General features: G+C 69.6%; 28 protein-coding genes and 1 pseudogene. 9 read left to right on the forward strand and 20 right to left on the reverse strand.

The genetic code is table 11. The features are described 5' to 3' along the window. Window positions 1-84 precede the first annotated feature (84 nt). Window positions 85-990 carry a 30S ribosomal protein S2 gene (gene rpsB / locus ACZ3IC_RS03970; protein ID WP_467412319.1) on the reverse strand — a complete coding sequence of 302 codons (906 nt, stop codon included), beginning with the start codon at window positions 988-990 and terminating at the stop codon, window positions 85-87. Between the two features lie 278 nt (window positions 991-1,268). Between rpsB and ACZ3IC_RS03975 the strand changes: the two are divergent. Then, a pseudogene (locus tag ACZ3IC_RS03975) lies at window positions 1,269-1,928 on the forward strand (M23 family metallopeptidase); the annotation flags it as partial. Window positions 1,929-2,008: 80 nt separating this feature from the next. On the opposite strand, the gene ACZ3IC_RS03980 reads toward ACZ3IC_RS03975, so the two are convergent. From ACZ3IC_RS03980 to proS, 18 genes are all read right to left on the reverse strand, one after another. Next, window positions 2,009-2,575 (reverse strand): TetR/AcrR family transcriptional regulator, encoded by a 567-nt coding sequence (locus ACZ3IC_RS03980; protein WP_467413111.1) that lies wholly within the window; start codon window positions 2,573-2,575, stop codon window positions 2,009-2,011. A 117-nt stretch (window positions 2,576-2,692) separates the two neighbouring features. Then, window positions 2,693-3,529: an RNA polymerase sigma factor WhiG gene (gene whiG / locus ACZ3IC_RS03985; protein ID WP_467412322.1), complete on the reverse strand. Its 837-nt coding sequence runs from the start codon at window positions 3,527-3,529 to the stop codon at window positions 2,693-2,695. A 238-nt stretch (window positions 3,530-3,767) separates the two neighbouring features. After that, window positions 3,768-4,922 (reverse strand): DNA-processing protein DprA, encoded by a 1,155-nt coding sequence (dprA, locus tag ACZ3IC_RS03990; RefSeq protein ID WP_467412323.1) that lies wholly within the window; start codon window positions 4,920-4,922, stop codon window positions 3,768-3,770. Window positions 4,923-5,029: 107 nt separating this feature from the next. Further along, complete coding sequence (locus ACZ3IC_RS03995) at window positions 5,030-6,655, reverse strand: YifB family Mg chelatase-like AAA ATPase (protein WP_467412325.1); 1,626 nt, start codon at window positions 6,653-6,655, stop codon at window positions 5,030-5,032. Beyond that, window positions 6,655-7,014 carry a YraN family protein gene (locus ACZ3IC_RS04000; protein ID WP_467412328.1) on the reverse strand — a complete coding sequence of 120 codons (360 nt, stop codon included), beginning with the start codon at window positions 7,012-7,014 and terminating at the stop codon, window positions 6,655-6,657. Before ACZ3IC_RS04000 ends, ACZ3IC_RS03995 begins: the two co-directional genes overlap by 1 nt. A gap of 127 nt (window positions 7,015-7,141) precedes the next feature. Beyond that, window positions 7,142-7,450: a DUF2469 domain-containing protein gene (locus tag ACZ3IC_RS04005; RefSeq protein WP_003965949.1), complete on the reverse strand. Its 309-nt coding sequence runs from the start codon at window positions 7,448-7,450 to the stop codon at window positions 7,142-7,144. Window positions 7,451-7,514: 64 nt separating this feature from the next. Beyond that, window positions 7,515-8,003: an NUDIX hydrolase gene (locus tag ACZ3IC_RS04010; RefSeq protein ID WP_467412329.1), complete on the reverse strand. Its 489-nt coding sequence runs from the start codon at window positions 8,001-8,003 to the stop codon at window positions 7,515-7,517. Beyond that, window positions 7,993-8,739 (reverse strand): signal peptidase I, encoded by a 747-nt coding sequence (lepB, locus tag ACZ3IC_RS04015; protein WP_467412332.1) that lies wholly within the window; start codon window positions 8,737-8,739, stop codon window positions 7,993-7,995. Before lepB (ACZ3IC_RS04015) ends, ACZ3IC_RS04010 begins: the two co-directional genes overlap by 11 nt. 51 nt (window positions 8,740-8,790) lie before the next feature. Beyond that, a complete protein-coding gene (gene lepB, locus ACZ3IC_RS04020; RefSeq protein ID WP_467412334.1) occupies window positions 8,791-9,525 on the reverse strand; it encodes a signal peptidase I in 735 nt (244 codons plus the stop codon). Between the two features lie 22 nt (window positions 9,526-9,547). Next, window positions 9,548-10,663, reverse strand: a complete 1,116-nt coding sequence (gene lepB, locus ACZ3IC_RS04025; RefSeq protein ID WP_467412337.1) for a signal peptidase I — start codon at window positions 10,661-10,663, stop codon at window positions 9,548-9,550. Beyond that, on the reverse strand, window positions 10,656-11,426 hold the full coding sequence (gene lepB, locus ACZ3IC_RS04030) for a signal peptidase I (protein WP_467412338.1): 771 nt from the start codon (window positions 11,424-11,426) through the stop codon (window positions 10,656-10,658). The genes lepB (ACZ3IC_RS04025) and lepB (ACZ3IC_RS04030) overlap by 8 nt, the downstream gene beginning before the upstream one ends. 45 nt (window positions 11,427-11,471) lie before the next feature. Further along, window positions 11,472-11,822: a 50S ribosomal protein L19 gene (rplS, locus tag ACZ3IC_RS04035; protein ID WP_366134408.1), complete on the reverse strand. Its 351-nt coding sequence runs from the start codon at window positions 11,820-11,822 to the stop codon at window positions 11,472-11,474. Window positions 11,823-11,952: 130 nt separating this feature from the next. After that, the gene (trmD, locus tag ACZ3IC_RS04040; protein ID WP_467412340.1) at window positions 11,953-12,774 is read right to left on the reverse strand and encodes a tRNA (guanosine(37)-N1)-methyltransferase TrmD; all 822 of its coding nucleotides are present in this window, start codon (window positions 12,772-12,774) and stop codon (window positions 11,953-11,955) included. Next, window positions 12,774-13,358: a ribosome maturation factor RimM gene (gene rimM / locus ACZ3IC_RS04045; protein WP_467412343.1), complete on the reverse strand. Its 585-nt coding sequence runs from the start codon at window positions 13,356-13,358 to the stop codon at window positions 12,774-12,776. Before rimM ends, trmD begins: the two co-directional genes overlap by 1 nt. A 79-nt stretch (window positions 13,359-13,437) precedes the next feature. Further along, window positions 13,438-13,677, reverse strand: a complete 240-nt coding sequence (locus ACZ3IC_RS04050) for an RNA-binding protein (protein ID WP_005311361.1) — start codon at window positions 13,675-13,677, stop codon at window positions 13,438-13,440. A 2-nt stretch (window positions 13,678-13,679) separates the two neighbouring features. Further along, on the reverse strand, window positions 13,680-14,123 hold the full coding sequence (gene rpsP / locus ACZ3IC_RS04055; protein WP_467412345.1) for a 30S ribosomal protein S16: 444 nt from the start codon (window positions 14,121-14,123) through the stop codon (window positions 13,680-13,682). 157 nt (window positions 14,124-14,280) lie between these two features. Then, window positions 14,281-14,874 carry a hypothetical protein gene (locus ACZ3IC_RS04060; RefSeq protein WP_030928573.1) on the reverse strand — a complete coding sequence of 198 codons (594 nt, stop codon included), beginning with the start codon at window positions 14,872-14,874 and terminating at the stop codon, window positions 14,281-14,283. Between the two features lie 227 nt (window positions 14,875-15,101). Continuing rightward, a complete protein-coding gene (proS, locus tag ACZ3IC_RS04065) occupies window positions 15,102-16,517 on the reverse strand; it encodes a proline--tRNA ligase (protein WP_467412348.1) in 1,416 nt (471 codons plus the stop codon). A gap of 241 nt (window positions 16,518-16,758) precedes the next feature. On the opposite strand from proS, the gene ACZ3IC_RS04070 reads away from it, so the two are divergent. Continuing rightward, entirely contained in the window at window positions 16,759-17,619 is an 861-nt protein-coding gene (locus ACZ3IC_RS04070) for a methyltransferase domain-containing protein (protein WP_467412350.1), read from the forward strand. Between the two features lie 124 nt (window positions 17,620-17,743). Here ACZ3IC_RS04070 and ftsH read toward each other — a convergent pair whose 3' ends face one another. Then, entirely contained in the window at window positions 17,744-19,657 is a 1,914-nt protein-coding gene (ftsH, locus tag ACZ3IC_RS04075) for an ATP-dependent zinc metalloprotease FtsH (protein ID WP_467412353.1), read from the reverse strand. 165 nt (window positions 19,658-19,822) lie between these two features. On the opposite strand from ftsH, the gene yhfZ reads away from it, so the two are divergent. From yhfZ to ACZ3IC_RS04110, 7 genes are all read left to right on the forward strand, one after another. Beyond that, the gene (gene yhfZ / locus ACZ3IC_RS04080) at window positions 19,823-20,761 is read left to right on the forward strand and encodes a GntR family transcriptional regulator YhfZ (RefSeq protein WP_467412355.1); all 939 of its coding nucleotides are present in this window, start codon (window positions 19,823-19,825) and stop codon (window positions 20,759-20,761) included. Between the two features lie 96 nt (window positions 20,762-20,857). Next, window positions 20,858-21,244, forward strand: a complete 387-nt coding sequence (locus tag ACZ3IC_RS04085; RefSeq protein WP_467412358.1) for a PRD domain-containing protein — start codon at window positions 20,858-20,860, stop codon at window positions 21,242-21,244. A gap of 64 nt (window positions 21,245-21,308) precedes the next feature. Beyond that, window positions 21,309-21,665, forward strand: a complete 357-nt coding sequence (locus tag ACZ3IC_RS04090; protein ID WP_467412359.1) for a DUF2620 domain-containing protein — start codon at window positions 21,309-21,311, stop codon at window positions 21,663-21,665. Between the two features lie 42 nt (window positions 21,666-21,707). After that, window positions 21,708-23,042 carry a YhfT family protein gene (locus tag ACZ3IC_RS04095; protein WP_467412362.1) on the forward strand — a complete coding sequence of 445 codons (1,335 nt, stop codon included), beginning with the start codon at window positions 21,708-21,710 and terminating at the stop codon, window positions 23,040-23,042. A gap of 35 nt (window positions 23,043-23,077) precedes the next feature. Then, a complete protein-coding gene (locus ACZ3IC_RS04100) occupies window positions 23,078-24,040 on the forward strand; it encodes a phosphotriesterase family protein (RefSeq protein WP_467412363.1) in 963 nt (320 codons plus the stop codon). Then, window positions 24,037-25,152, forward strand: coding sequence for an aminotransferase class V-fold PLP-dependent enzyme (locus ACZ3IC_RS04105; protein WP_467412405.1), 1,116 nt, complete (start codon window positions 24,037-24,039; stop codon window positions 25,150-25,152). The genes ACZ3IC_RS04100 and ACZ3IC_RS04105 overlap by 4 nt, the downstream gene beginning before the upstream one ends. 2 nt (window positions 25,153-25,154) lie before the next feature. Next, window positions 25,155-26,318: an alanine racemase gene (locus tag ACZ3IC_RS04110; RefSeq protein WP_467412407.1), complete on the forward strand. Its 1,164-nt coding sequence runs from the start codon at window positions 25,155-25,157 to the stop codon at window positions 26,316-26,318. Window positions 26,319-26,323 lie beyond the last annotated feature (5 nt).

Consider the following 26,323-nt stretch of genomic DNA (forward strand, 5'->3'; position numbering starts at 1 on the left):
TCTCGAAGTCTGAAAGATCTACGGGTGAACGGCGAGGGCGGTGCTTGTGGCACCGACCCCCGCCGTCATCAGCCGTGACGGGTGTCAGGCCTGCTCGGCGTCCGCGGCCGGGGCCTCGGCAGTGGTGGCCTCGGCAGCAGCCTCGGCCGGCTTCTCGGCGTCCGCGACCTTCTCGGTCTCGGCGGAGGACTGGACCTCGGCGTCGGCCTTCTTGTCGCCCTCGAGCAGGTCGCGCTCCCACTCGGCGAGCGGCTCGCCGGCGGCCTTCTCGCCCGGCTTCGAGTCACCGGTGGCGGCACCGGAACGGGCGATGAGGCCCTCGGCGACGGCGTCGGCGATCACGCGGGTGAGCAGGGTGACGGAGCGGATCGCGTCGTCGTTGCCCGGAATCTTGTAGTCGACCTCGTCGGGGTCGCAGTTGGTGTCGAGGATCGCGACAACCGGGATGTGGAGCTTGCGCGCCTCACCGACGGCGATGTGCTCCTTCTTGGTGTCGACGATCCAGACGGCGCTCGGCACCTTCTGCATCTCGCGGATACCACCGAGGGTCTTCTCCAGCTTGGCCTTCTCGCGGGAGAGAACCAGGAGCTCCTTCTTGGTGAGGCCGGAGGCGGCCACGTCCTCGAAGTCGATGAGCTCGAGCTCCTTCAGACGCTGAAGGCGCTTGTAGACGGTGGAGAAGTTGGTGAGCATGCCACCGAGCCAACGCTGGTTGACGTACGGCATGCCGACGCGCGTCGCCTGCTCGGCGATGGCCTCCTGGGCCTGCTTCTTGGTACCCACGAACATGATGGAGCCGCCGTGGGCGACGGTCTCCTTGACGAACTCGTAGGCGCGGTCGATGTACGACAGCGACTGGAGCAGGTCGATGATGTAGATGCCGTTGCGCTCGGTGAAGATGAAGCGCTTCATCTTCGGGTTCCAGCGACGGGTCTGGTGACCGAAGTGGACGCCGCTTTCCAGCAGCTCCCGCATCGTGACGACGGCCATGGCCGTTCTCCTTGAGGTACTCGGTTGTCGCGACCGCAGGATTGCTGTCGCGCCTGACGCCCCGACGCGCCATGCCACAAGGGACCGAGGAGCGCGGCCACCGTCCGCAGAGAGGGAGGTGGCGGGGCGTGCGAAGTCGACCCGGTGACCCGGATCGCCATAGGAAGTGTACGGGACGGGCCGGGTGCCGGGTGACGGCGCTGTCCACAACCGGTCGGTAGTCCACAGATCCGGGTTCATGATCCCCCCGAATCCGAGCGGCGGGGGACGGTTCGGCCATGCGATGCACACCTGATCCGACCGTGTCCCGCTTCCGGTACAGACTCGGCTTCCGCGCGGCCGCACTCGTGGCGGTGGTGGCCGTTCTCGCCATGCTGTGCGGTACGCGGGTCGTCGCGGCGGCCGAAGCACCCGTTCCCACACCCGCGCCCGTCACCGCGCCCATTCCCTCGTCGGCGCCCGTTCCCTCACCGGTCCCCGGCCCGAATGACCCCCGGGTGTGGCCGCTCGCCGGGCGGCCTGCGGTCGTACGGGGCTGGGAGCCGCCTGCCAACGCCTACGGGCGGGGCCACCGCGGAGCGGATCTCGCCGCGGAGCCGGGCGCGGCGGTGCTCGCCGCGGCCTCGGGCCGGGTCTCGTTCGCGGGGCGTGTTGTGGCGGGGCGCGGGGTGGTGGCGATCGAGGTGGCCGACACCGGCGATCCGCCGCTGCGGACGACGTACGAGCCGGTGCGCGCGCTGGTCGCGAAGGGCGAGAAGGTGACGGCAGGACAGGTCGTGGCGGTCATGGAGGCGGGGCCCTTCCACTGTGCATCGGGCTGTCTGCACTGGGGACTGCGGCGTGGCGACACGTATCTGGATCCGCTGTCCCTGCTGCCGCCCGCGCTGCTGCGACGTGGGCCGTCCCGGCTGCTGCCGGTGTTCGGCGTGCCGAAGCCTTGGCTCCCGGCCGAGGGAGCCGGGGACGGACTCGCCGCCCCCGGCGTTCTGCTCGTCGTCGCCGCAGTCCGGCGACGACGTCAGTCCCGTACGCCCTGGACGCCTCGCAGGATCATGGCGACGGCGGTGTCGGCGATCACGGCCGGCTCCTCCGCCGCGCCGAGCTCGATACGCCGCACCGCGGCGTCCACCGAGCCCTGGAGCAGCATCGCCGCCAGCCTCGGCTGTTCGTGGCCGAGGTCGCCGAGCGCCTCGACGATCATGGCGATGAGCCCGCCGTGCGCAGCCCTGATCTTCTCGCGTGCGCCCGCGTCCAGCTCGCTCGCCGAGATGGCGACGACCGCCCGGTGGCGGCGGTCCCCGACGAGATCGAGCTGTCGGCGCACATAGGCCTCGATCTTGCCGTCGGGCGTGGTGGCCTGCTCCATCGCGCTCTCGACCTCGGCCGCCCAGACGGGGAAGTCGACGGCGCAGAGCTCCTCGACGACGGCCGCACGGGAGCGGAAGTACTCATAGACGGAGGACCGGGCAAGACCCGTGCGTTCGGCGAGGGCGGGGAAGGTCAACGCCTCCGTACCGCCCTCGGACAGCAGGGAGCGGGCGGCGTCCAGGAGGGCGCCGCGCTGCATGGTCCGGTGCTCGGCCACCGAGGCCGCTCGAATCCTGGGCACGTATCCACTCTACGGCGACCGATGTTCGAGAGGGTGCGTGCGGCCCCACTCGGTGGCCGAAGCAGCCACGGCCGGCACCGGCCACCGGTGGTGTCAGCGTCCGGCGTCTGCCAGTTTCGCGCGCAGTTGCAGCACCGATTTGGTGTGGATCTGACTGACACGGCTCTCGGTGACCCCGAGCACATTGCCGATCTCAGCGAGCGTGAGGCCCTCGTAGTAGTAGAGCGTGACGACCGTCTTCTCGCGCTCCGGAAGCGTATTGATCGCCCGGGCGAGCAGCCGTCTGAGCTCACGGTCCTCGGCGACCTCCACCGGATTGTCGGCGGTCGTGTCCTCGAGCGTGTCCATCAGGCTCAGCCGGTCGCCGCCTTCGCCGCCGACATGCAGCAGCTCCTCCAGCGCGACCACGTTCGCCAGCGACAACTGACTGAAAACCGCGTGCAGTTCCTCCAGCGCGATGCCCATCTCCGCGGCGACCTCCGGCTCGGAGGGTGTGCGTCGCAGCTGTGCCTCCAGCGTGGCGTAGGCGCGTTCCACGGCCCGCGCCTTCTGGCGCACCGAGCGCGGGATCCAGTCCAGGGCCCGGAGTTCGTCGATCATCGCGCCGCGGATGCGGGTGATCGCGTACGTCTCGAACTTGATCGCGCGCTCGATGTCGAACTTCTCGATCGCGTCGATCAGCCCGAACACCCCTGAGGAGACGAAGTCCGCCTGCTCGACGTTGGAAGGCAGGCCCACACTCACTCGGCCCGCGACGTACTTCACCAACGGCGAGTAGTGCAGGATCAACTGTTCCCGGAGCCGCTCGTCGCCCGTGGACTTGTAGGAACGCCACAACTCGTCGAGCGAGGAGGGGGCAGGGGGGCGCACAGTGCCACGCGCAGCCGGTGGTACTGCCGCGCGGTCAGACCCGGAGGTGTGCTGGGGCATGTGGTGCCTTGAGCCGTTCTGCTGTGAAGTGCCGGGGGAATTGTGTCTGAGTCGGGATTCTTGTGAGCGTAGCGTGACTGGGGCGTCGCGGTCCGCGCAGGACAGTGGTTCGGCGCTGTGCGATTCCGGCCGGTCGAACATGCCTTCCGGGGCCGCCGCCGCGTGCGTCGGCCCCGGAGGCGTCGCTGAAGGATCCGCCGAGGTCATCAGCATCACCTTTTCACCCGAATGCCCCAGGTCAAGTACCGCCTCGCCGCGCGTCGCGATTGCGCGCCGGTCGCGGCGTCAACCGCCATCCGTCGCCATCTCGTTCGACGAACCCCAGTGAGTGCAATTCGTACAGTCTGCCGAGCACTTCGTCGGCGCTGGTTCCCGCGGCACGGGCCACATCGCGCCCGCTGGCGGCTCCGCGGGGCGGCAGCGCGTCGAGGACCCTGGCGGAGACCGTGTCCAGCAGATCCCTGGGGCGTACGGTGCCGCGTCTGACCGGAGCGAGTTCGCCGATGTCCCCCACCAGTTCGGCGACTTCCGAGGCATCCGTCACCAGAATGCCCTCCCCGCGGAGGAGTTCATGGACTCCTGCTGACAACCCACTGGTGGCGGGCCCCGGCACACCCATGGTGAAGCGGCCGAGCCGCTGCGCGCTGCGCGCAGTGACCAGCGAACCGCTGCGGTATTCGGCCTCTACGACGACCGTCCCGCGCGTCAACGCGGCGATGACCCGGTTCCGGAGAATGAATCTGGTGCGGGTCGGATGATCGGACGGTGGTAATTCACCGATGACGAGGCCCTGTTCCGCCATGCGTCCGATCAACCCGGCGTGTCCCCGGGGATAGGCGACGTCCACCCCGCAGGCCAGGACCGCCATCGTCGCCCCGTCGACGGCGAGGGCACCACGATGCGCGGCCCCGTCCACCCCGAACGCCGCTCCCGACACCACCACCCACCCCAGCTCCGCGAGCCCCCCGCCGAGGCTCGCCGCCATATGGGATCCGTACGGTGTGCAGGCGCGGGCGCCCACCACGGCGACCGAGCGCAACGCCCAGAGCCGCAGATCGCGCGGCCCGCGCACCCAGAGGCCGGTCGGCCTGGCGTCCGCCAGGTCGTCGAGCTGGCTGGGCCATTCCCCGTCGCCGGGGCAGACGAACCGCCCGCCGAGCGCGGCGACCATCGAAAGATCCCGCTCGGGCTCGACGTTCTCGGCCCGCAGCCGGTATCCGTCGAGACGTTTCGGAGTCATTCCGCTCAGCTGCTCCGCGGCGCCGTCCCTGGTGGTGATCCGCCGTATCAGCTCGACGGCACCGCACTCGCGCAGCCAGCGGCCGCCGCGCTCGTCCCCCGGTTCCAGGATGCGGGTCAGCGCGGCCCGCGCCAGCCGCTCCCGGTCGCTCACCGCCACTCCTGGCCCCACGCCGCACCCCGGCACCCGCCCCGAGCCGCGTTCCGCGTCCCGTTCCGGAACGCACCCCGACGGTTCCTGCCCATCGTCCGCCCGCGGTGTCATGACACTCCGGCCTTCGTCCGGGCATCCCGTGGAACCCCGGTCCGCAGTTCCAGCGCCACCGCGATGTCGGAGGCGTCCGGGCGGTCGGCACCTCGCAGATCGGCGACCGTCCACGCCACCCTGAGCACCCGGTCCAGGCCCCGTGCGGTGAGCATGCCCCGTTCCATGTCCCGTTCGGCCTCCATGAGCGCGCCCGGCGCCGCGACCAGCCGGGTCCGCAGCTCATGGCCGGGCACCTCGCTGTTGGTGGTCCACGCGGTCCCGGCCAATCGGTTTGCTGCCCGCGCCCTGGCCTCCCGGACCCGGGCCGCGACCGTGGCCGTCGACTCGCCCGTGCCGCCCTGCCCCATCAGGTCCTTGCGCCGGACCGGATCGACGACCACCCGCAGGTCCACCCGGTCGAGCAGTGGCCCGGAGAGTCTCGCCTGATACCGCCGGACCGTCGAGGGCGGGCATTCGCAACCGGCACCGCTGAGGGTGTGCCGACCACACGGGCAGGGGTTGGCCGCCAGGACCATCAAAAATCTGGCGGGCAGCCGCACCACCGCGGCGCTGCGTGCCACCACCACATGCCCCGACTCCAGCGGCTGGCGCAGCGCGTCCAGTGCCCGCATGGAGAATTCCGGCGCCTCGTCCAGAAAGAGAATCCCTCGGTGGGCCAGGGAGACCGCACCGGGCCGCGGCAGTCCATTGCCCCCGCCGACCAGCGACTGCATCGTCGCCGAATGGTGGGGTGCGCAGTACGGCGCGCGGGTGACCAGTGGCTCGCCCGGCGGCAGTATGCCCGCCACCGAGTGCACCGCGGTCACTTCCAAGGACTCCTTCCTGGTCAGCACCGGCAGGATCCCCGGCAACCGCTCGGCCAGCATGGTCTTGCCCGCGCCCGGCGGTCCGGAGAGCAACAGATGGTGACCGCCCGCCGCGGCGACCTCCAGCGCCTTGCGGGGCAGCTCCTGCCCCGCCACGTCCGCCAGATCCGGCGGGTTGCCGTCCCCCTGCCCGGGCCCCCGGGCGAGCCCGGTGCCGATACCCGCGCCGGGCACCATCAGCCCGGCCAGCATGGCGTCGGGGCGCCCCTCGTCATGAGCCTCCCGCTCGTCCGGCACCGGCTCGTCGCAGAGCACCGCGATCAGCTGCCGCAGGCTCCGTACCCCGAGAACTGAGACCCCGGGCACCAGCGCCGCCTCCCCCGCGGTCTGCTCGGGGACGACGACCTGGCGGTAGCCGGCCTCCGCCGCGGCCAGTACGGCGGGGAGCACGCCGCGCACCGGCCGCACCCGGCCGTCGAGCCCGAGCTCACCGATCATCACCACATCGGCGATGGACGCCGGATCGATCCGCTCGGCCGCACCCAGCACCGCACAGGCAACCGCCAGATCGAAACCGGAGCCGCTCTTCGGCACGGAGGCCGGCGACAGGCCCACCGTGAGTTTCTTCTGGGGCCACTCGGCCCCAGAGTTCACGACCGCAGCCCTGACCCGGTCCCGGCTCTCCACCAGGCTCTTGTCCGGCAGCCCCACCAGGGTGAACGCGGCCACCCCCGCCTCCAGGTCCGCCTGGACCTCCACCACCACGCCCTCGACGCCGACGAGCGCCACCGAACACGCCCGCGCGAACCCCATCAGGCCACCCCACGCGCATGGTGGGAGACAGGCGCTCCGCGCCTGGGCAGCACCACGCCGATCAGGTCGATCCGGACCCCGCCGGGCGGCGGGCCGCCGTGCCGGTAGAGCCAGATCTGGGCCAGTCGGCGCAGCCGCTCCGCCTTGACGGGTGTGACGGCTGCCATCGGATGCTCGAAGGCTCCCGCCCTGCGGGTCTTCACCTCGCAGACCACGAGAGCGTCGCCGTCCATCGCGACGATGTCGATCTCACCGGCACGACAGCGCCAGTTGCGTTCCAGTACGGACATGCCGGCGTCGGTCAGCAGCCGCGCCGCCAGATCCTCGCCGTACCGCCCGAGTGCCCCCCGTGCGTTCATATCGGCACCACCTCCGGGACCGACTCTGACGCGTTCGGTCCCAGTTGGTGGATCTTGGTGGACAACTTCTGAAATGTGGATAACTCGGCCACCCGAAGGTGGGAATCAGTCCTTGGACTGAGCGGGCTCAGCCACCCGGAAGTTCGAGATCGCTCTTGTTGAGCTCCTCGATGTTGACGTCCTTGAACGTCAGCACACGTACCTGCTTGACGAAGCGTGCGGGCCGGTACATGTCCCAGACCCAGGCGTCCGCCATGGATACTTCGAAAAACACCTCACCCTGAACCGAGTGCACCTGCATCTCGTAGTCGTTGGTGAGGTAGAAGCGCCGTTCGGTCTCGATCACGTATTTGAACAGACCGACGACATCTCGGTACTCCCGGTAGAGCTTCAGCTCCATCTCGGTCTCGTACTTTTCGAGGTCCTCGGCGCTCATTGGCATGTTCCCCTTCAGCCGTGCGTCCCCCCATTGTGCGTCAGGGCCCGGCACCCCTGGGCGCTTAGGCGATTTCGGGGGCCAGAACCAATGGCGTACGCGGAGGACCCTCGTCGAGCAGCGTGCGCAGCAGCTCGGCGAGCCTGGTCGGGTACACCGTCTCACGTGCCGCCGACAGTTCGGCGGAGGTCCACCACCTCAGACCCGCGACGCTGCGCTGCTCCAGCCGCGTCAGCCCACTGATGTCGGTGGCGGTCTGCGCTGTACGTGCCAGGAAGTACCACTCGTCCTGGTCCCAGCGGCGCCCGTCGAACGGAAACGAGCACATCCGCTGCCAGAGCAACGGGCCGAGCTCGACATCGGTGATCCCGGTCTCCTCGGCCAGCTCGCGCAGCGCGGCCTGTTCGCGCGTCTCGTCGCCCTCCAGACCGCCACCGGGGGTGAACCACCAGGTACTCCCGGGGTCCTCCGGTTCGAATCCGTGCATCAGGAGAACGCGGTCGTCGGGGTCCAGAAGCACCACGCGGGCAACCTTCCGCTTCTCAATGCGCACCGGCAGTCACCCTCTCGCTCCTGTTCCGTGCCGATCGTGCGGACCGTGCCGCGATCGGGCCGTATGCGGCACCACCGAGGATGAGCACCACACCCACCACCATGGCGCCGAGCTGCAGTCGCAGCGGCCCTGGCGACGACACCCCACCGGGGAACTCGGCGAAGGCCTGCGGCCGCCCGACCATGCTGCCCAGTGGCCAAACGATGGCATCCACCCGTGCCTGCACCGCGCTGCGCGGCACGGAGCCCTGTCCCGGGTCGTCCAAATGGACCCGGGAGTCCAACGAGGTGCTGCGCTCGTCCCCGAGCAGGAAGAGCTGCCCCTCGGGCACATCCGCGGTGAAGTTGTTCGCCGAGGCGAGGCCCTTCGTCTGCAGATACGGTTCCTCGATGGATTTGCCGTTGACGGTGAGAAAGCCCTTGTCGCAGCAGGCGACCTTGTCGCCGCCGATCCCGACGACCCGCTTCACCACAGGCATGTCGCCCCACACCGGATCGGTGAAGACCACCACGTCGCCGCGGCGCACCTCGCCGCCGTCGATCCGCTGTGCAAGCACCCGGTCCCCGGCGTGCACCGTCGGTGTCATCGAGCCGGTCGGCACGGTGTACGGCCTGTACACCACGGCCCCCCAGGCGAACCCGCCGAGGAAGAGCACACAGCCGACGGCCACGGCCAGCCCCGACAGCATGCTGCCGAGCCGACCGTGGCCGCCACCCGTACGTCCTGTTCCACTCATCCCAGCGTCCCCCACCTCGAAGATCGACAATCGCTGATCCGAGTCGGCACCCTACCCGGCGGTACGCCCGCTGGTCCGCCTCCTGCGACGCCACAGCACGAGGGGCAGCGCTCCGGCCACACCGAGTGCTCCGGGCGCCAGACCCATCGCCGCGTTGATCCCCGGCTGGTCGAAGGTCTCCGGGATCGGCAGGGTCGACCAGCGGTTGATCGGCCACGCCACGACGATGGCCCGGCCGACCACCTCGTCGTTGGAGACGGTGCCGTTGCCCGGAAGCTCCTGGTGGTAGCGGGAGTCGAGCGAATTCTGACGGTGGTCGCCCATCACCCAGATCCGGCCCTCGGGCACCTTGATCGGGCCGAACGGCTCGTCATTGCAGGGGGTGTTCCCCGGGAAGATGAACGACTGGTCGTCCAGGGCCTTGCCATTGACCATGACAGGGCCGTTCTTCTTGCACTCCACCGTGTCGCCGCCGACCCCGATGACCCGCTTGATCAGGTCCTTCTCCTCGACGGACGGCATCAGTCCGATGAAACTGAGGAACTTCTGCACCACATTCGGTTCGGGCGTCGGGGTGTCCTCCAGCCAGCCGCCCGGGTCATGGAAGACCACGACCTCGCCACGCTTGGGCTCCGCGCCGAACCACGGAGTCAACTTGTCGACCAGCACCCGGTCGCCCCGCTGGAGCGTGTTCTGCATCGAGTCCGAGGGGATCGAGAACGCCTGCACCAGAAACGTCTTGATCAGCAGCGCGAGAATCAGCGCGATGCCGATGAGCAGGGGCAACTCCTTCCAGAAGGAGCGTGGCTTATTCTCGGCCGTGCTGCCGCCGTCCGGAGCGTCGCCGTCGCTCTCCGAACGGCCCGCCGTCGCCCCGGCGGACTCGACATTCTCCGGTTTGTCCCGCCGGTCCTCGGGTTCGTGTCCGGAACGTGCGCCGACCGCCAAATCCCCCACATCCACTCCTTACTCCGTGCCACCGCCCGCGCCCTAGCCGGTGCAGGCCCACCACTCCCATAACGAGCGGGAGTTCCGCAGGGGTCGGGAGAGGGATCATTCCGTTGGGATCCTTGGAAGACACACTATTCGACGGGTCGGACGCAGCAGCCGACCCGGCGCGCGCGTCAGGAACCGAACCGAATGTCGCCGGTTCCTCAAGCTTCCGCCAGTGGCCGAAGGGCCAGGCGATGACCACAGCCCGTCCCACGACATCGTCCTCGGAAACCGTGCCGTGTTCCGGCTCGTCCAGGTGATAGCGCGAATCAGCCGAATTGGAGCGGTGGTCGCCCATCACGAAGATCCGGCCGTCCGGAACCTTTACCTCGAATTTGATGAGGGAGGGAGGATCGCCGGGATACAGATACGGCTCGTCGAGCGGTACACCGTTCACGATGATCCGGCCGTCCTTGTCGCAGCACTTCACCGTGTCGCCGCCGACCCCGATCACCCGCTTGATCAGATCCTGCTCGTCGTCGGACGGCAGCAGCCCGATGAAGGTCAGTGCCTCCTTCACCTGCTTGACGACGACAGGTGGTTCCTTCTTGCCGACGGTCTCCTGCTTCAGCCAGCCACCCGGGTCCTTGAAGACGACGACATCGCCGCGCTGAGGCGTGGATCCGAACCAGGGCGTCAGCTTGTCCACGAGCACCCGGTCGCCGATCCGGATGGTCTGCTCCATCGATCCCGACGGGATCACGAAGGCCTGCACCAGGAAAGTCTTGAGTACGAGCGCGATCAACAGCGCCACGGTGACGAGAAGGGGGATCTCCCGCAGGGCCGTTCCGCGCCGCCGCCGCTTGACCTTGCGGGCCAGCTTGCGCCGCTCCGCCCTGGTAGGCAGTGAACGCGTGGCCGTCGGCCGGGGGCCGGTCGACAGCGGTATCCCGGAGTCGGCCCCGCCCCGCCCCCGCCCGCGGTTACCCATGGGCCTCGCCCGGCGCCGGTATGCCCTCGAAGGCGGCACTGTCCGGCAGCGAGCCCAGCCGGCCCAGCGGCCAGCCGATCCAGTCCACCCTGCCGACCACCATGTCGACCGGGACCATGCCACCGCCCGGCTCTCCCAGGTGGTCACGCGAGTCGCGGGAATTGCTGCGATGGTCACCCATCATCCACAGCGTGCCGTCGGGGACGACAACGTCGAAGCGCACCTGGGACGGCTCATCTCCCGGATACAGATAGTCCTCGTCGACCGGCCGGCCGTTGACCTCGACCCTTCCGCGCTTGTCGCAGCAGACCACCCGGTCGCCTCCCACGCCCACCACCCGCTTCACGTAATCGGTCTCGGCAGGTTCCGCCAGCCCCAGGGACGCCGCCGCACCGTGCAGCAGCCCGGTGACGGGATTCTCGTGAGGAGCCTCCTGCACAAAGGACCCGGTGCCGTCGAAGACCACCACGTCGCCGCGCTGCGGAACGGAGCCGAAACGGTACGCCAATTTGTTCACCAGCACCCGGTCGCCCACCTGCAACGTGGACTCCATCGAGCCGCTGGGAATCAGAAAGGGCTGCACCACGAAGGCGCTGAGGAGCAGCACGAAGACCGAGCAGGCGGCTCCGAGCGCGGCGGTCCGCCTCCACGACGGCGAGGCGGTCAACCGGTCCGGGATACGCGAAAAGCGCGACCTCTCCTCCGACCCTGTTGCGGGTGCGAAGGAGCGGTCGCGCTCCGAGGGCTTGGCTTCCGTGTCCATCGGGGCCAGAGCTTATCCGGCCGTCCTGTGAACCCGGGAGTCAGCTCAGTTGTCGCGCTTCTCCTTGATCTTCGCGGCCTTGCCGCGCAGCTCACGGAGGTAGTACAGCTTGGCGCGACGGACGTCACCGCGGGTGACGAGCTCGATCTTCTCGAAGATCGGGCTGTGCACCGGGAAGGTGCGCTCGACGCCGACGCTGAAGGAGACCTTGCGGACCGTGAAGGTCTCGCTGACGCCGGAACCCTGGCGACGGATGACAACACCCTTGAACTGCTGGATACGGGAGCGGTTGCCCTCGATCACTCGGACGTGGACGTTGACGGTGTCGCCGGGGCGGAACGCCGGGATGTCGGTACGCAGCGATGCGGCGTTGACGCCATCGAGCAGGGAAGCCATGTTGTCTGCTTTCTTCGCCGATGCCACAGGTCATCGACGGGAAATAGTAAGGAATTCGGGGGTGCTGATCGCGTCGGACGGGCGTCGTTCCCCCTGTGGCAGGGGCGCACACCGGACGTACAGCAGCGGCCTATTCTTCCACGGCTTCGGGCCTGCGCCAAAATCGGCCACCGGGCTCCGGCGACCAGCCGAGTATCGAGAGGATCTCGCGGTCCTTCTTGTCGAAGCCGCTCGCCTCGCAGCGCTCGATGAGATCGGGCCGGTTGAGCGCGGTGCGGCGGAACGCCTCGTCCCGCCGCCAGCGGGCGATCTTCCCATGGTGACCGCTGAGCAGCACGTCCGGAATGCCCCTGCCGCGCCACTCGGGCGGCTTGGTGTAGACGGGCCCCTCCAGCAGATCGGCCATCGCGCCGGGGGCGAAGGAGTCGTCCCGGTGCGATTCGGCGTTGCCGAGCACCCCGGGCAGCAGCCGGGCCACCGCCTCCGTGATCACCAGCACCGCAGCTTCCCCGCCGGCCAGCACGTAATCCCCGATGGACACCTCGACGACCGGCATGCGGGTCGCGTACTCGTCCATCACCCGCCGGTCGATGCCCTCGTAGCGGGCCGGCGTGAAGACCAGCCACGGTCGCTCGGAGAGCTCGACAGCAAGCTCCTGGGTGAACGGACGGCCGCTGGGGGTGGGCACCACCAGCACCGGGTGGTGCGCCCCGGACTCGTACCCGCCCGCCAGGACGTCGTCCAGCGCCTCGCCCCACGGCTCGGTCTTCATGACCATGCCGGGGCCGCCGCCGTACGGGGTGTCGTCCACCGTGTTGTGCCGGTCGTACGTCCAGTCCCGCAGCTCGTGGACGTGCACATCGAGACGGCCACGCGCGCGGGCCTTGCCGACCAGCGAGATGTTCAGCGGTTCCAGGTACTCAGGGAAGATCGTGACGACGTCGAGGCGCATCAGACGTCCTTCCCGGACTCGGGCGCCTCGTCCACGTCGCCCTCTTCGTCGCGCGAGGAGGCGATCACGGCCTGACTCTCGTCGATCAGGCCGGGCGGCGGGGTGATCACCGCGCGCTGCTCCTCCAGATCGATCTCGGTGACGATCTCCTCGACGAACGGGATCATCACCTCGCTGCCGTCCGGCCGCTCGACGATGAAGAGATCCTGGGACGGCAGATGCGTGATCTCGGTGATCCGGCCGATCTCGGTACCGTCGGCGAGGACCACGTCGAGATCCATGAGCTGGTGGTCGTAGAACTCCTCGGGGTCCTCGGGGAGTTCCGCCGGGTCGACCTCGGCGATCAGGAGCGTGTTGCGCAGGGCCTCGGCAGCCGTACGGTCGCGTACGCCCTCGAAACGCAGCAGCAGCCGTCCGCTGTGCACCCGGCCGGTCTCGATCGTCAGCGGTCCGGCGGTGGCCGGTTCGGTGGCGAGCACGGCCCCCGGCGCGAGCCGCAGTTCCGGCTCGTCCGTACGCACCTCGACGGTGACCTCGCCCTTGATGCCGTGGGCACGGCCGATCCGCGCGACTACCAACTGCACCTTGTGTCTCTCCTGTCATACGACGACGGGCCGGGGCGGGCGCATGGCCCTCCCCGGCCCGTGCCGGTGTTCAACTCTGTCAGCGAACCTGATCCACATCGACGAGGTCGACGCGGATGCCACGGCCGCCGATGGCGCCCACGACGGTACGCAGTGCGCGCGCGGTGCGGCCGTTGCGGCCGATCACCTTACCGAGGTCATCGGGATGGACCCGGACCTCGAGCACGCGACCACGGCGCAGGTTGCGCGAGGCGACCTGCACATCGTCGGGGTTGTCGACGATGCCCTTCACGAGGTGCTCGAGAGCCTCCTCGAGCATGCTCAGGCCTCGGTCGACTCGGCGGGCGCAGCCGCGTCAGCAGCCTCGTCCGCCTTCTTGTCGGACTTCTTCGACTTCTGCGTGATGGCCTCGCCCTTGGACTCCTCGCCGGTGTCCTTGGTCAGGGCCTCGAAGAGGGCGCGCTTGTCAGCCTTGGGCTCCGGCTGCAGCAGCGGCGCGGGGGCCGGGAGACCCTTGTGGGCCTGCCAGTCACCGGTGAGCTTCAGGATCGCGAGAACCGGCTCGGTCGGCTGGGCGCCGACGGACAGCCAGTACTGCGCACGCTCCGAGTTGACCTCGATGCGCGAGGGGTTCTGCACCGGGTGGTACAGGCCGATCTCCTCGATGGCCCGGCCGTCACGGCGGGTACGGGAGTCGGCGACGACGATGCGGTAGTGAGGCGAACGGATCTTGCCCAGACGCTTCAGCTTGATCTTGACTGCCACGGAAGTGGTGTCTCCTGGTCTCTGACGTGGTTGGGCACAACGAAAATGCCACGTGGGGTTGCGGTACTCGGGTGCCCGATGGACGCGTCAGCCGGAGGAGAGAGGGGTCCTGTGCGGCTGTCGAGTACAGCTAGCCATTGTGCCACACCGCATCGGGTCACCCCACCGCGACCGCGGCTTCCGGGATACGGAACGGCTTTCCGCAGCCACCGCAGACGATCGGCGCCTGCGCCAGGACCGACGGGACGACCCGCACATTGCGTCCGCAGTCGCAGACGGCCTTGACGCGGACGCCTCCACCGGAGGAACCGTGCCGGGCGGCCGGGCCTCGGAAGGAACGCTTGGTGTCGGCGGCCGTGGCGACCGTATGCGCCTTGAGGGCGCGCTGCAGCCGCTCGATCGTCGGGCGGTACCGGCGCTTGGCCTCGGGATTGAGCGTGACCAGGGAGAAGCCACTGCTGGGGTGGGGCTCCTCGGCATGGTCGAGGCCCAGCTCCTCGGCGATCGCGAGGAATCTGCGGTTGTGGTAACGGCCGGCCCGCGAGGTGTCGCGGACACCTCGCGCGGCGGCGATGCCATGGACTGCCTCATGCAGCAGTCGCTCGAAGGAGAGTTCGGCGCCACAGGCGGACGAGGACTCTCCGATCAGGGACTCGGGCGCGGCTAGATCCGGCAGCTCGGGGTGGTACCGCTGAATGTCGGCCCACGCCTGCGCCAGCTCTGCGGCAAGTACAGGTGGTGTCGTGCTCACGTCGTGACAACGAGCGCGGGTGCCCCGGTGTTCCGATTCCGGGCCATCCCAAATAATTTGCACGTACCAGTCAGTTGCCGTTGATGCGTCCTGACGAGGGCGGGTGCGCAGATCTGCGGAGAAGTCTCACAGCTCACACCAAGGTGGTACGTAGCGACCTGTACGCCCGGGCGCGCAAGCGGCAACCCTACGCCGGGTCGTCGAGCGGCCCCGGAGGCGGGTGAGCGTCAGTAGGCGCGTGCCACCAGGGCGACAGTACCGGGGGCATCGTCCGAATCCGGCACCGACCCGTCCTCGGCGACCAGACACCGTACGGACACCCCCTGCTCCGCGAGCCGGGCCTCCCCCGCCGGGCCGAGGGCCGCCCAGGCGATACGCGCCCAGCCGCCCGCTGCCGCCGCCTCCACGGCCTCCTCGACGGACGTGACCTCGCTGGTGGCGGATTCGCGCCGGCTCCGGGACTCACGCAGCAACGTCGCCTGATCCTCCTCCAGGGCCGCCACAAGCAGGGCGGGCAGGGCCTCGATCGCCACCGGTTCCTTCCCGCCGGGGATGCGGCGGGCCAGCATCGCGGTGCCGTTCTCCAGATCGCGCGGGCCGACCTCGATCCGTACCGGCACGCCCTTCAGCTCCCAGTCGACCGCGCGGCGGCCGAACGGGGTGTCGGTGCGGTCGTCGATCTCGGTCCTGATCCCCGCGGCACGCAGCCGCTCCCCGATGGACCGGACCGCGGTCAGCACCGCGTCGTCCCCCTTGATCGCGAGGACGACCGCCTGGACGGGCGCGAGCCGCGGCGGCACCCGGAGGCCGTGATCGTCGCCGTGCGCCATGATCAAACCGCCGACCATGCGGGTCGACGCGCCCCACGAGGTCTGCCAGACGAGCTCCTGCCTGCCCTCCCTGGACAGGTAGCTGGTGTGGAAGGCCCTGGCGAAATTGGTGCCGAGCTCATGGCTCGTGCCCATCTGCAGGGCCTTGCCGTCCCGCATCATCCCTTCGAGCGTCAGGGTGTTGACGGCCCCGGCGAACCGCTCGGCCGGGGTCTTGCGGCCGAGGACCACATCGATGGCCAGCACCTCGACCATGAAGTCCGCGTAGACGTCCCGGTGGATGTGCGCGGCGTACTCCCGGGCCTCCTCGTAGGTGGCGTGGGCGGTGTGGCCCTCCTGCCAGAGGAATTCCGTCGTACGGAGAAAGACCCGGGGGCGCATCTCCCAGCGCACGACGTTCGCCCACTGGTTGATCAGCAGCGGCAGATCCCGGTAGCTCTGCACCCACTTCGAAAAGTACTCATTGATGATCGTTTCGGACGTCGGCCGCACCACCACGGGCTCTTCGAGCTCTTTTCCGCCGGCGTGGGTCACGATCGCGAGCTCCGGCGCGAAGCCCTCGACGTGCTCGGCTTCGCGTGTCAGGTAAGACTGGGGGATGAAGAGCGGGAAGTAGGCGTTCCGGGCGCCCGCCTGTTTGATACGGGCATCCATCTCCTGCTGCATCCGCTCCCACAGGCCGTATCCGTACGGCCGGATGACCATGGTGCCGCGCACCGGACCGTTGTCCGCGAGTTCGGCCTTGTTGATCAAATCCTGGTACCAGCGGGGAAAGTCCTCGGCCTGGGGCGTGAGAACGGGTGGCTTTGCCATGGCGCGCATCGTACGGCGACACCGCCCACCACACGGAGCGACGGGCCCCGCTTCCACGGGCCGACCCCACGGGCGCACCACCGGAGCACACAACCATTGCCATCAGACCCCTGGACGCGGGCGCGGATGCGCAGTTCTCTGACACACGGGGGGGAGCGGGCGCACACGCACCAGGGGGAGCATCCACTCGGGCACGACCGATCGGAACACGACCGACCTCTCGGCGGATTGGGGCGCTTCCATGACACCAACGCTCGTCCGGCACCACAGCAACGCGGACACGGCCACCCCGGTGGACCCCGGTACCCGTGCCCGGGACTGGGCCGAGATCCAGGAACGGATGCTCGCACCGCTGTACGAAGCGGTGTACGAGCGGCTCGAAGTGGGAAGAGGCACACGGCTGCTCTCCCTGGGCTGCGGCTCCGGTCTCGCGCTGCTGATCGCGGCCGCGCGCGGGGCGCGCGTCACCGGCGTCGACACCGATCCCGAACGGCTGGCGCTCGCCAGGACCCGGCTGATGCCCGATCCGGGGAGCCGTGCCGGATCGTCGGCCGAACATCCCCGGCTCCTCGACGGTGATCCGTCCGCGGCAGCCCCGGCCGACGGAGCACCGTACAACCTGCTCACCGCGTTCACCCCGATCGGCTGCTCGTCCGGCGACGGGGAAGGTCTCGTGGACACGCTGCGGTCCGCCGTGCCGCTGGCCGCCCGGGGCAGCACGGTCGTGCTGACCGGATGGGGTCCGCCGGAACGGTGCGCGACGGCGCCGGTACTGCGGGTGGCGAGCAGGCTCTTCAACGGGGCCCGGGCGCCCCAGGCTGGCGGCTGGCGGGCGTCGGGCCGGGACGATCTGGAGGAGGTGGCGTACCGGGCCGGCCTGAATCCGGACGGCTCGGGCCGGGTGGCGTGCCCGTTCGGGTACGCGGACATGGACAGTGCGGTACGGGGGCTGCTGTCGACGCGGCACTTCGATACGGCGGTGCGGGCGACGGAACGGGACCAGGTGGAGAAGGAGGTCGCGGAGGCCCTGCATCCGCACCGGCGCCGGGACGGCACGATCTGGATGCCGAACGTCTTCCGCTATCTCGTGTGCACCATCTGAATCTCATGTGCACCATCTGGTCAACGCGGAGCGTTGGTGGCTGACGACGACAACACGGGAAGCGTGCGTGCCAGGTCGTGGCCGCCCGGTCGGCAGTCACCCGACAGGCTCTGAGCCCCAGCCGCTACTTGCCCGGGCGGAGGATGCCGGCCGCCCGGTAGGCCGCGGCCTCGTCCAGCGTCTCGTGCTCCAGCAGGGCTGCGGCCAGCGAGTCCAGCCTGTCCCGGTTCTCGCCCAGGAGCCGGCACGCCACCTCATAGCACTCGTCGACGATGCGCCGCATCTCACTGTCCACCGCGTCGAGCGTCGAGGGGGCCGCCGACAGTCCGTACGCCTGCTGGGCATCGCTCGGGAGGGCCGTCAGCCTGCCCACCCTGTGGCTCATGCCCCAGCGGCCGACCATGCCGCGGGCCAGGTTGGTGACCTGTTCCAGGTCGCTCTCCGCACCGGTGGTGATCATGTCGAAAACCACGTGCTCGGCGGCCATGCCGCCGAGCGCACCGATGATGCGGCCACGCAGATACTCCTCGGTGTAGGCGTACTTGTCGGCGTCCGGTGTCGAGAGGGTGACGCCCAGAGCCCTGCCGCGCGGCACGATGGTGACCTTGCGCACCGGGTCGGCACCGGGCTGGAGCATGCCGAGCAGGGCGTGCCCGCTCTCGTGGTACGCGGTCCTGCGGCGTTCCTCGTCCGACATGACGAGCGAGCGTTCCGCCCCCAGCTGGACCTTCTCCAGGGCGTCCGAGAGGTCGGACTGACTGACCTCGAACCGCCGGCGCTTGACGGCGAGCAGCGCGGCCTCATTGGCCAGGTTGGCGAGATCGGCGCCGGTCATACCGGGGGTCGTACCGGCCACCTGGGCCAGGTTCACGTCGTCGGCGAGCGGGATCTGGCGGGTGTGGATCTCCAGGATCGCCTCCCGGCCGCCCTTGTCCGGCGGGCTGACCTGAACGATCCGGTCGAAGCGGCCGGGCCGGGTGAGGGCGGGGTCGAGGACGTCGGCGCGGTTGGTGGCGGCGAGGACGACGACGCCCTCCGAACCGGAGAAGCCGTCCATCTCGGTGAGGATCTGGTTGAGCGTCTGTTCGCGCTCGTCATGGCCGCCCATGCCGGAGCCGCCGCCGCGGGCCCGGCCGATGGTGTCGATCTCGTCGATGAAGACGATGGCGGGGGCGACCTTGCGTGCCTCCGCGAAGAGTTCCCGCACCCGGCTCGCGCCGACACCGACAATCATCTCGATGAACTCGGAGGCCGATGCCGAGAAGAACGCCACTCCGGCCTCACCCGCGACAGCACGTGCGAGCAGTGTCTTGCCGGTGCCGGGCGGTCCCGCGAGGAGCACTCCCCCGGGCATCCGGGCGCCCATCTTCCGGTACGCCTGCGGGTTCTTCAGGAAGTCCACCACGTCGCTGAGCTCGCCCTCGACCTCGTCGATCCCGGCCACGTCCTGGAAGGTGGTGCGCTTGCCGCCCTCCAGCTCGACGGGTTTGGGCGGGGTCTTGCGCCCGAGGCCGCCCATCCCACCGCCCATGCCCCTGGCCATCCGGCGGGCGAAGAACACCCAGAGCAGGACGAGCAGGAGCATCGGGGCCAGCGAGATCAGCAGATTGGCGAGGAGGCTGCGCTGCTGGACGACCGGCTCCGCGGTGACCGTGACATCGCCCTTGACCAGTTCGGCCCAGAGATCGTCGGCCGCGAAGGCGGGCCGCTGAGTGACGAACTCGGTGTACTTCTTGTCGCTCCCCGGGACCTTCGCCTCCTTCTTGAGCTGCCCCTGGATGGCTTCACCCTTGGAGTAGATCTTGGAGACATTGCCCGAGGTGACCTGCTTGCTGAACTCCGTGTAAGCGATCGTCTGTTCTTTCCCCCCGTTGAAGAGGGCCAGTACCAAATTGGCGATCAGATAAACGGCGATCGCGGTCAGCAGCAGTCCGCGCCAGCCTCCCGGCATCTTCCGGCCCGGCGGCGGTGACGGCGGGGCACCCTCGGAGCGCCACGGCTGATCGGTTCGGTCACGGGGAGGTACGGGGGTGGTCACGCGCGCTCCTCTGCCGACAGCCAGTGCATGTGACATTAGCCGATAAACCGAGCCAAAGCGCCCCCTGGGCCCCCTAGTGGGCCCGCAGGGGGGAAGCGGGGCTCAGCGGATGAGCCTTCCGCAAACTTCTTGTCAATATCCAGAATCCTGTTTACTGTTTCATTCGTGAACGACTTCGATGACCGCTTCCTCACTCGAAACGGCCTCGCCGCCCGGCAGCTCGCCGTCCTGCTGCTCAACCATGAGCCGGACACCCGCCTGCCGCGTGTGCGCGACTTCGCCGAAGAGCTGGGCTGCGGAAACGGGACCGTTCAGGCGGCGCTGCAGCTGCTGGAGGATTCCGGGGCGATCGAGACGACCGCCCGTGGTCATCTCGGCACATTCCTTGCCCGTTCGGACCGCTCCGTCCTCTGGCGGCTGTCCGGACTCGGCACCCTGCTCGCCGCGATGCCGCTCCCGTACTCACGCAGGTACGAAGGCCTGGCGACCGGGCTGCGCGGCGCCTTCGAGGAGGCGGGCGCCCCGTTCGCGATCACGTTCATGCGGGGCGCCGGCGCCCGCACCGCCGCCCTGCTGGAGGGCAAGGTCGACCTCGTCGTCCTGTCCCGCTTCGCGGCCGACCAGCTGATCGCCGAGCACCCGGTGGAGCTCGTCGCCGACCTCGGCCCCGCCACCTACGTCGGCGCGCACGGCATGCTGCTGCGGCACGGCGTCGACCCGGACTCCCCCGGGCTGCGGGTGGCCGTCGACCACGCGTCCGAGGATCTGCGCATGCTCGTGGAGCGGGTCTTCGCCGGCCGGAAGGACATCAAGTGGCTGGAGGCCTCGTACATGCAGCTGCGCGATCTCTTCGCCCGCGACGAGGTCGACGCCACCGTCTGGAACCTGGACGAGGTACAGGACCGGCTCGGGCTCGGCGTCGATGTGCTGCCACTCGGCGACGAGGTCACCCGGGAGCTGTCGCTGCGCAACTCCAGTGCGGCCGTCATCGGCCGGACCGACGGGACGAAGGCCCTCGCCGCGGTCCGGGACTCACTCGATCTGTCCCTGGTGACCCGGCTGCAGAGTGAAGTACTGCGGGGCGAGCGCATGCCCTCGTACTGACCGGCACGGGTCCGGTGACGGAGATCTCATCCGTGCGGGACTTTCGCAATAGGAAAATACAGAATCCTGGTTACTGTTGATTTTAGGAGGTTCGCCATGGACGAGCAGCTCGCACTGCGGATCCAGCTGTTCCGCGAGGGCGGTCAGGTCAGGCCCGAGGTGGCCGACTTCGTCACCGCCGAGCTGACCGCCCTCGAAGCCGACGGCCGCACGGTCACCGAAGCGACCGCGGGCATGCTGACCAGCCATCTGATGATGGCGCTCACCCGGCTCCTCGACGGCGAACCGATCGAACAGTTCCTCACCGACGACCAGGTCGCCGCCGAACTGGCCGGCCACCCCGACGCCGTCGAACGCGCCCGCGCCGTATCCGCGCGGGCCGAGCGGGAGCTCGGCGCCGCGCTCCCCGACTCGGAGGTCAACTTCCTCGGCATGCACCTCGCCGTACTGGCCCAGCAGTCACCGGCCGCCCCCGCTTCCTGACCGTTCCCGCGCGGACGGACACCCCCCCCGCACGCAGAAACAGACCCAGAGAGAAGAGACAGCCATGACGAAGATCCTCACCGGTGGAGTCGGCAAGGTCGAGGTCGCCCAGGCCATCGGCAAGCTCGGCATCGACTCCCTCGACGTCGTCACCTCCAGCGACATGGACGCCGCGATGAAGCTCCGCGTGGGACAGGCCGATTTCTACCTCGGCACCTGTCACACCGGTGCCGGCGCCTCCCTCGGCGTCCTCGTCGGCCTCATGGGCAGCGCCGCCTGCCACACCTTCGGCCGGAGCGTGCCCACCGAGGAGGAGATCACCGCCCTGATCGCCGACGGCAAGAAGGTCTTCGGCTTCTCGATGGACCAGATCGACGCCATCGCCCCGCTCATGGCGCGCGCCATCGCCGCCCGCGGCTGATCCGGCCGCATCCCCCTCATCCCGGGCACGAAGGAGTGACTCGTGAGCACCACACTCGCCGCCGGCACCAGCCTTGATTTCACACTGGCCCAGCAGCTGACCGTGATAGCCCTCTGTGCGCTGACGGCATTCATCTCGCACATGGCTCTGGCCGTCTTCAACGACGGCGTGCGTCCGTTCCTGCTGGACTTCGTCCAGGGGCGCACCACCCGCAGTGCGACAACGGCGGTCTCCTTCGGCCTCTCCGCCGGGTTCATCTTCGGGCTCGGCGCCCCGATGGCACTCTCCACCGGCGTGCTCAACCCGTGGCTCCTCTTCCTGCCCACCGACATCCTCGGCATACTGGCGCCGAAGAAGTGGCTCGCGCCGATCCTCGGCGGCGCCTGGGGCGCGGTCGTCGTCTTCGGACTGGACGGCGCCAACAAGGTCGCCCACGACCTGCCCGTCGACTTCATCACCGCCATGCAGCAGATGTCGACGCCGATCCTCTACCTCTTCGCGCTGTTCCCGGTGCTCGCCATCACCAAGCAGTTCGGCCGCAAGTGGGGCGGCATCGCCGGAGTCCTGGAACTCGCCATGGTCGTCATGACGATGAAGATCTGGCCGAACATGTTCGCCGGGTCGCTCGCCATGGCCGTCGGTGTGCTGATGCTCATCGCGCTCGCCGTCTCCAAGGACGTCAAGCAGCGCAGGGCCGACCGGGCCGCAGGTGTCACCGAGGTCGTCCTGGAGGACGACCCGATGGCCTCGCTGTTCAGCGCCAGCGCGACCCGACTGCGCAAGTACCTCCCGCTGTTCATGGTGCTGGGCGCCGGAGTCTGCGTGCTGGCCCAGATGCACATATTCGGCGGCGGCGAAGCAACCAGCTTCCTGATAGCCAAGGGGCAGTACGTCGAGGCCGCCCAGGTCGACTTCTACCGGGTCTTCGGCTTCATCCCGCTGATCGCGACGACCGCGCTGGCCTCCGGCGCGTACGGCATCGCGGGATTCACCCTGGTGTACCCGATCGGCTATCTGATGCCGAACCCGTTCCTGGCAGCGATCGTCGGCGCCGCCGTCTTCGCCGCCGAGATCCTGGCCCTCTCGTACATCGGTAAGGTCCTCGGCAGGCTTCCCAGCGTCCGTGACTCCTCGGAGCACCTGCGCAGCGCGATCGGCGACACCCTTCAGCTCGCGATCCTCTTCGGCTCGCTGATGGCCGCCAACGCCATGGGCGGCGGGCTCGGCATCCTCATCGTCGGCGGGCTCTACCTGCTGAACGAGGCGATGGGCCGGCCGATCGTGAAGATGGCCGCCGCTCCCGCCGCGGTGATCGTCGGCGGCATCCTCCTCAACGTCCTGTACTGGCTCGACCTGTTCACCCCGATCAAGGGCTGAGGCCGGGTACGTACACGAAGAAGGAGCCCCCCACGATGAACCGTCCCGCACCGCACACCCTGCGCACCGTCACCGGCGATCTCAGCGCCGATTCCGTGGCCGGCCCCGCCCTCGCCCATGAGCACCTCGTCCTCGACCTGGACCACAGGGGCGACGGCGCGGCCGTCCTCGACCCGGTCCTTCACGCCGCGACGGTCACCGCCGAACTCGCCGCCCTGCGCGCCGAGTTCGGTCTCTCCCTCGTCGTCGAACTGACCTGCCGCGGTATGGGCCGCGACGTCCGTGCCCTGGCCCGCATCGCCCGGGACGCGCAGATCGCCGTCGTGGCCGCGACCGGCTGGTACTACGAACCGTTCCACACCCCCGAGATCGACGACAGCAGCGTCGAAGAGCTCACCGGCACACTCGTCCGCGAGATCGACGGCGGTATCGGCGCCACCGGTATCCGCCCCGGCGTCCTCGGCGAGATCGGCAGCCACGGCGATACCCCGACAGCGCCCGAGGCCAAGGTGCTGCGCGCCGGTGCGCGGGCCGCCCTCGCCACCGGACTCTCCGTCGCCACCCACGCGCAGCTCGGCCGCGGCGGAATCGCCCAGCTGGAGCTGCTGACCGGCGAGGGCCTGCCGGCCCACCGCATCAGCATCGGTCACCAGGATCTGCTCGACGACCCCGTCGTCCACAAGGAGCTGGCGGCGAGCGGGGCGTACGTCGCGTTCGACACCGTCGGCAAGGACGGCTACCAGAGCGACGACACCCGGCTGCGGCTGCTGCTCGCCCTCATCGAGGCCGGGCACGCCGACCGGGTACTGCTCAGCTGCGACATCTCCCGCCACGGCTACCTCCTCGACGAGGGCGGCCAGGGGTACGGACATCTCTTCCGGAGCTTCCTGCCCAAGGCCCGTGCGGCCGGTATCGACGACGACCTGATCGACCTGATGACCCGCCGTAATCCGCTGCGCTTCCTGACCGGCGCGCGCGTGGAGGAGATCCGCCCATGAGCCCCGTACTTCCGCAGACCTTCCCGCTCGCGACGGTGGAGCTGGACGACGCGATCGCCACACAGTTCCGGCTCCTGGAGGCCACCGCCGCGCACTTCGAGGGCCACCAGCTCTTCGACGCGGACGCCGGCGTCGTCCCCGGTCTCGGCCGCCCCCGCACCACCGCCCGCGTCGAGGCCGTGCTCGCGGACTTCTTCGGCGCCGAGGACGCCGCCTTCGTCCAGGGCGCGGGCACCGGCGCGATCCGTGCCGCGCTGGGCGCCGCCGTACGGGCGGGCGACCCGCTGCTCATCCACCGGGCCCCCGTCTACCGCACCACCGAGGTCACGCTGCGCGGCATCGGCGTACGGACCGTCGAGGTCGACTTCAACGACGCGCGGGCGCTGCGCGAGGCCCTGGAGTCCGGCCGGTTCCGGTGGGCCTACGTCCAGCACACCCGGCAGCGGCTCGCCGACTCGTACGACCCTGCGGGGGTCCTCGCCGCCTGCCGGGCCGCCGGGGTCCGCACAGTCGTCGACGACAACTACGCCGTGATGCGCACCCCCGCCGCGGGAGTGGAGCTCGGCGCCGACGCCTCCTGCTTCTCCCTCTTCAAACTGCACGGCCCCGAAGGCGTCGGCATCGTGGTCGGCGCCCGCGATCTGATCGGGCACATCCGCCGCGACAACTACTCCGGCGGCGGCCAGGTCCAGGGCCACCAGGCGCTCGACGCGCTGCGCGCCCTCACCCACGTACCGGTCATGTGGTCCGTGCAGTCCCGGGTCGGCGCCGAGGTCGCCGAACGGCTGACCGCGGGCGAGGTGGACGGCGTCGCCGAGGTACGGATCGCCAACGCCCAGGACCGCTGCCTGCTCGTCCGCCTCGACCGGCCGGTCGCGAAGGAACTGCCCGACGTCGCCGCCCGCTTCGGAGCCGCCCCCTACCCCGTCGGTTCCAACTCGCGCTACGAGATCGCGCCGCTCTTCTACCGGATGTCCAGCTCCGCCCTGGACGACTCCCCCGAGCTGGCCGACTGGACCGTACGCATCAACCCGATGCGGGCGGGCGCGGATCTCGTCATCGACATCCTGCGCCGCTCGCTCGACGTGCTGAACGACCCGAAGGACGGTTGACCGTGTTTCTCGAGACCGTGCTCACCCGCAACCCCGAGCTCGTCGACGCCGCGGCCACCCTTCACCGGCGCGGCGAGATCCCGCCCGACACCTATGTGATGGACCTCGACGCCATCGAGGCCAATGCCGCACTGCTGGCGGCCGAGTCCGAACGGGTCGGCATCGGCCTCTGGTTCGTCGTCAAACAGCTGGGCCGCAACCCCGAACTGATCAGGGCCGTCGCCCGGCACATCCCCAGGTTCGCCGCCATCGACCCGCCCGAGGCCCGCACCCTGCACGCCGCGGGCGCGCAGGCCGGCAACCTCGGCCACCTGGTCCAGATCCCCCGCCGCGCCCTGCCCGAAATGCTGGGCTGGCGCCCCGAGACCGTCACCGTGTTCGACCTCGCCAACGCCCGGGCCGTGTCCGAGACCGCCCAGCGGCTCGGCTTCGTCCAGGACGTTCTCGTACGTCTCGAAGGCGCCGAGGGCACCGTGTACCCCGGCCAGGAGGGCGGCGTACCGCTCAGTCGTCTCGACACCTTCGCCGAGGCCGCCGAACAGCTGCCCGGCATCCGGATCAGGGGCGTCACCGCCTTCCCCTGCGTCCTGTGCGACCCGGCGACCGGCATCCCCCACGCCACCCCCAACTTCGCGCTCGCCCTCAAGGCCCGCGAGGTTCTGGCCGCCCTGGGACACCAGCACCTCAAGCTGAGCGCCCCCAGCGCCACCTCGATGGCCTCCCTCCCCCTGCTCGCCGAACTCGGCGCCACCCATGGCGAACCCGGCCACGCCCTCACCGGCACCACCCCACTGCACGCCCTAGACCCGCAGCAGCCCGAGAAGCCCGCGTACGTGTACGTCAGCGAGATCGCCCACACCCTCGACGACGGCCGCCCGGCGATCCGCGGCGGCGGCTTCTACGCCCGGTCCCACATCCGCAGCGCCCTGCTGCCACGCACCGGCGCACGCCTCGGCGTACAGGACGCGCCCGCCGAGAACATCGACTACTACCGGCTGCTCGACGCTCCCGCCGACGGCCGGGACGTCCGGCTCGGCGACACCGCGCTGCTCGCCTTCCGTACCCAGATCTTCGTCACCCGCTCAACCGTCGCCGTCGTCTCCGGACTCGCCTCCGGCACTCCCCGACTGAACGGGCTGTACGACGCCCAGGGCCGGGCCCTGTAAGGCCG

The organism is Streptomyces sp. NPDC002958, assembly GCF_055563255.1.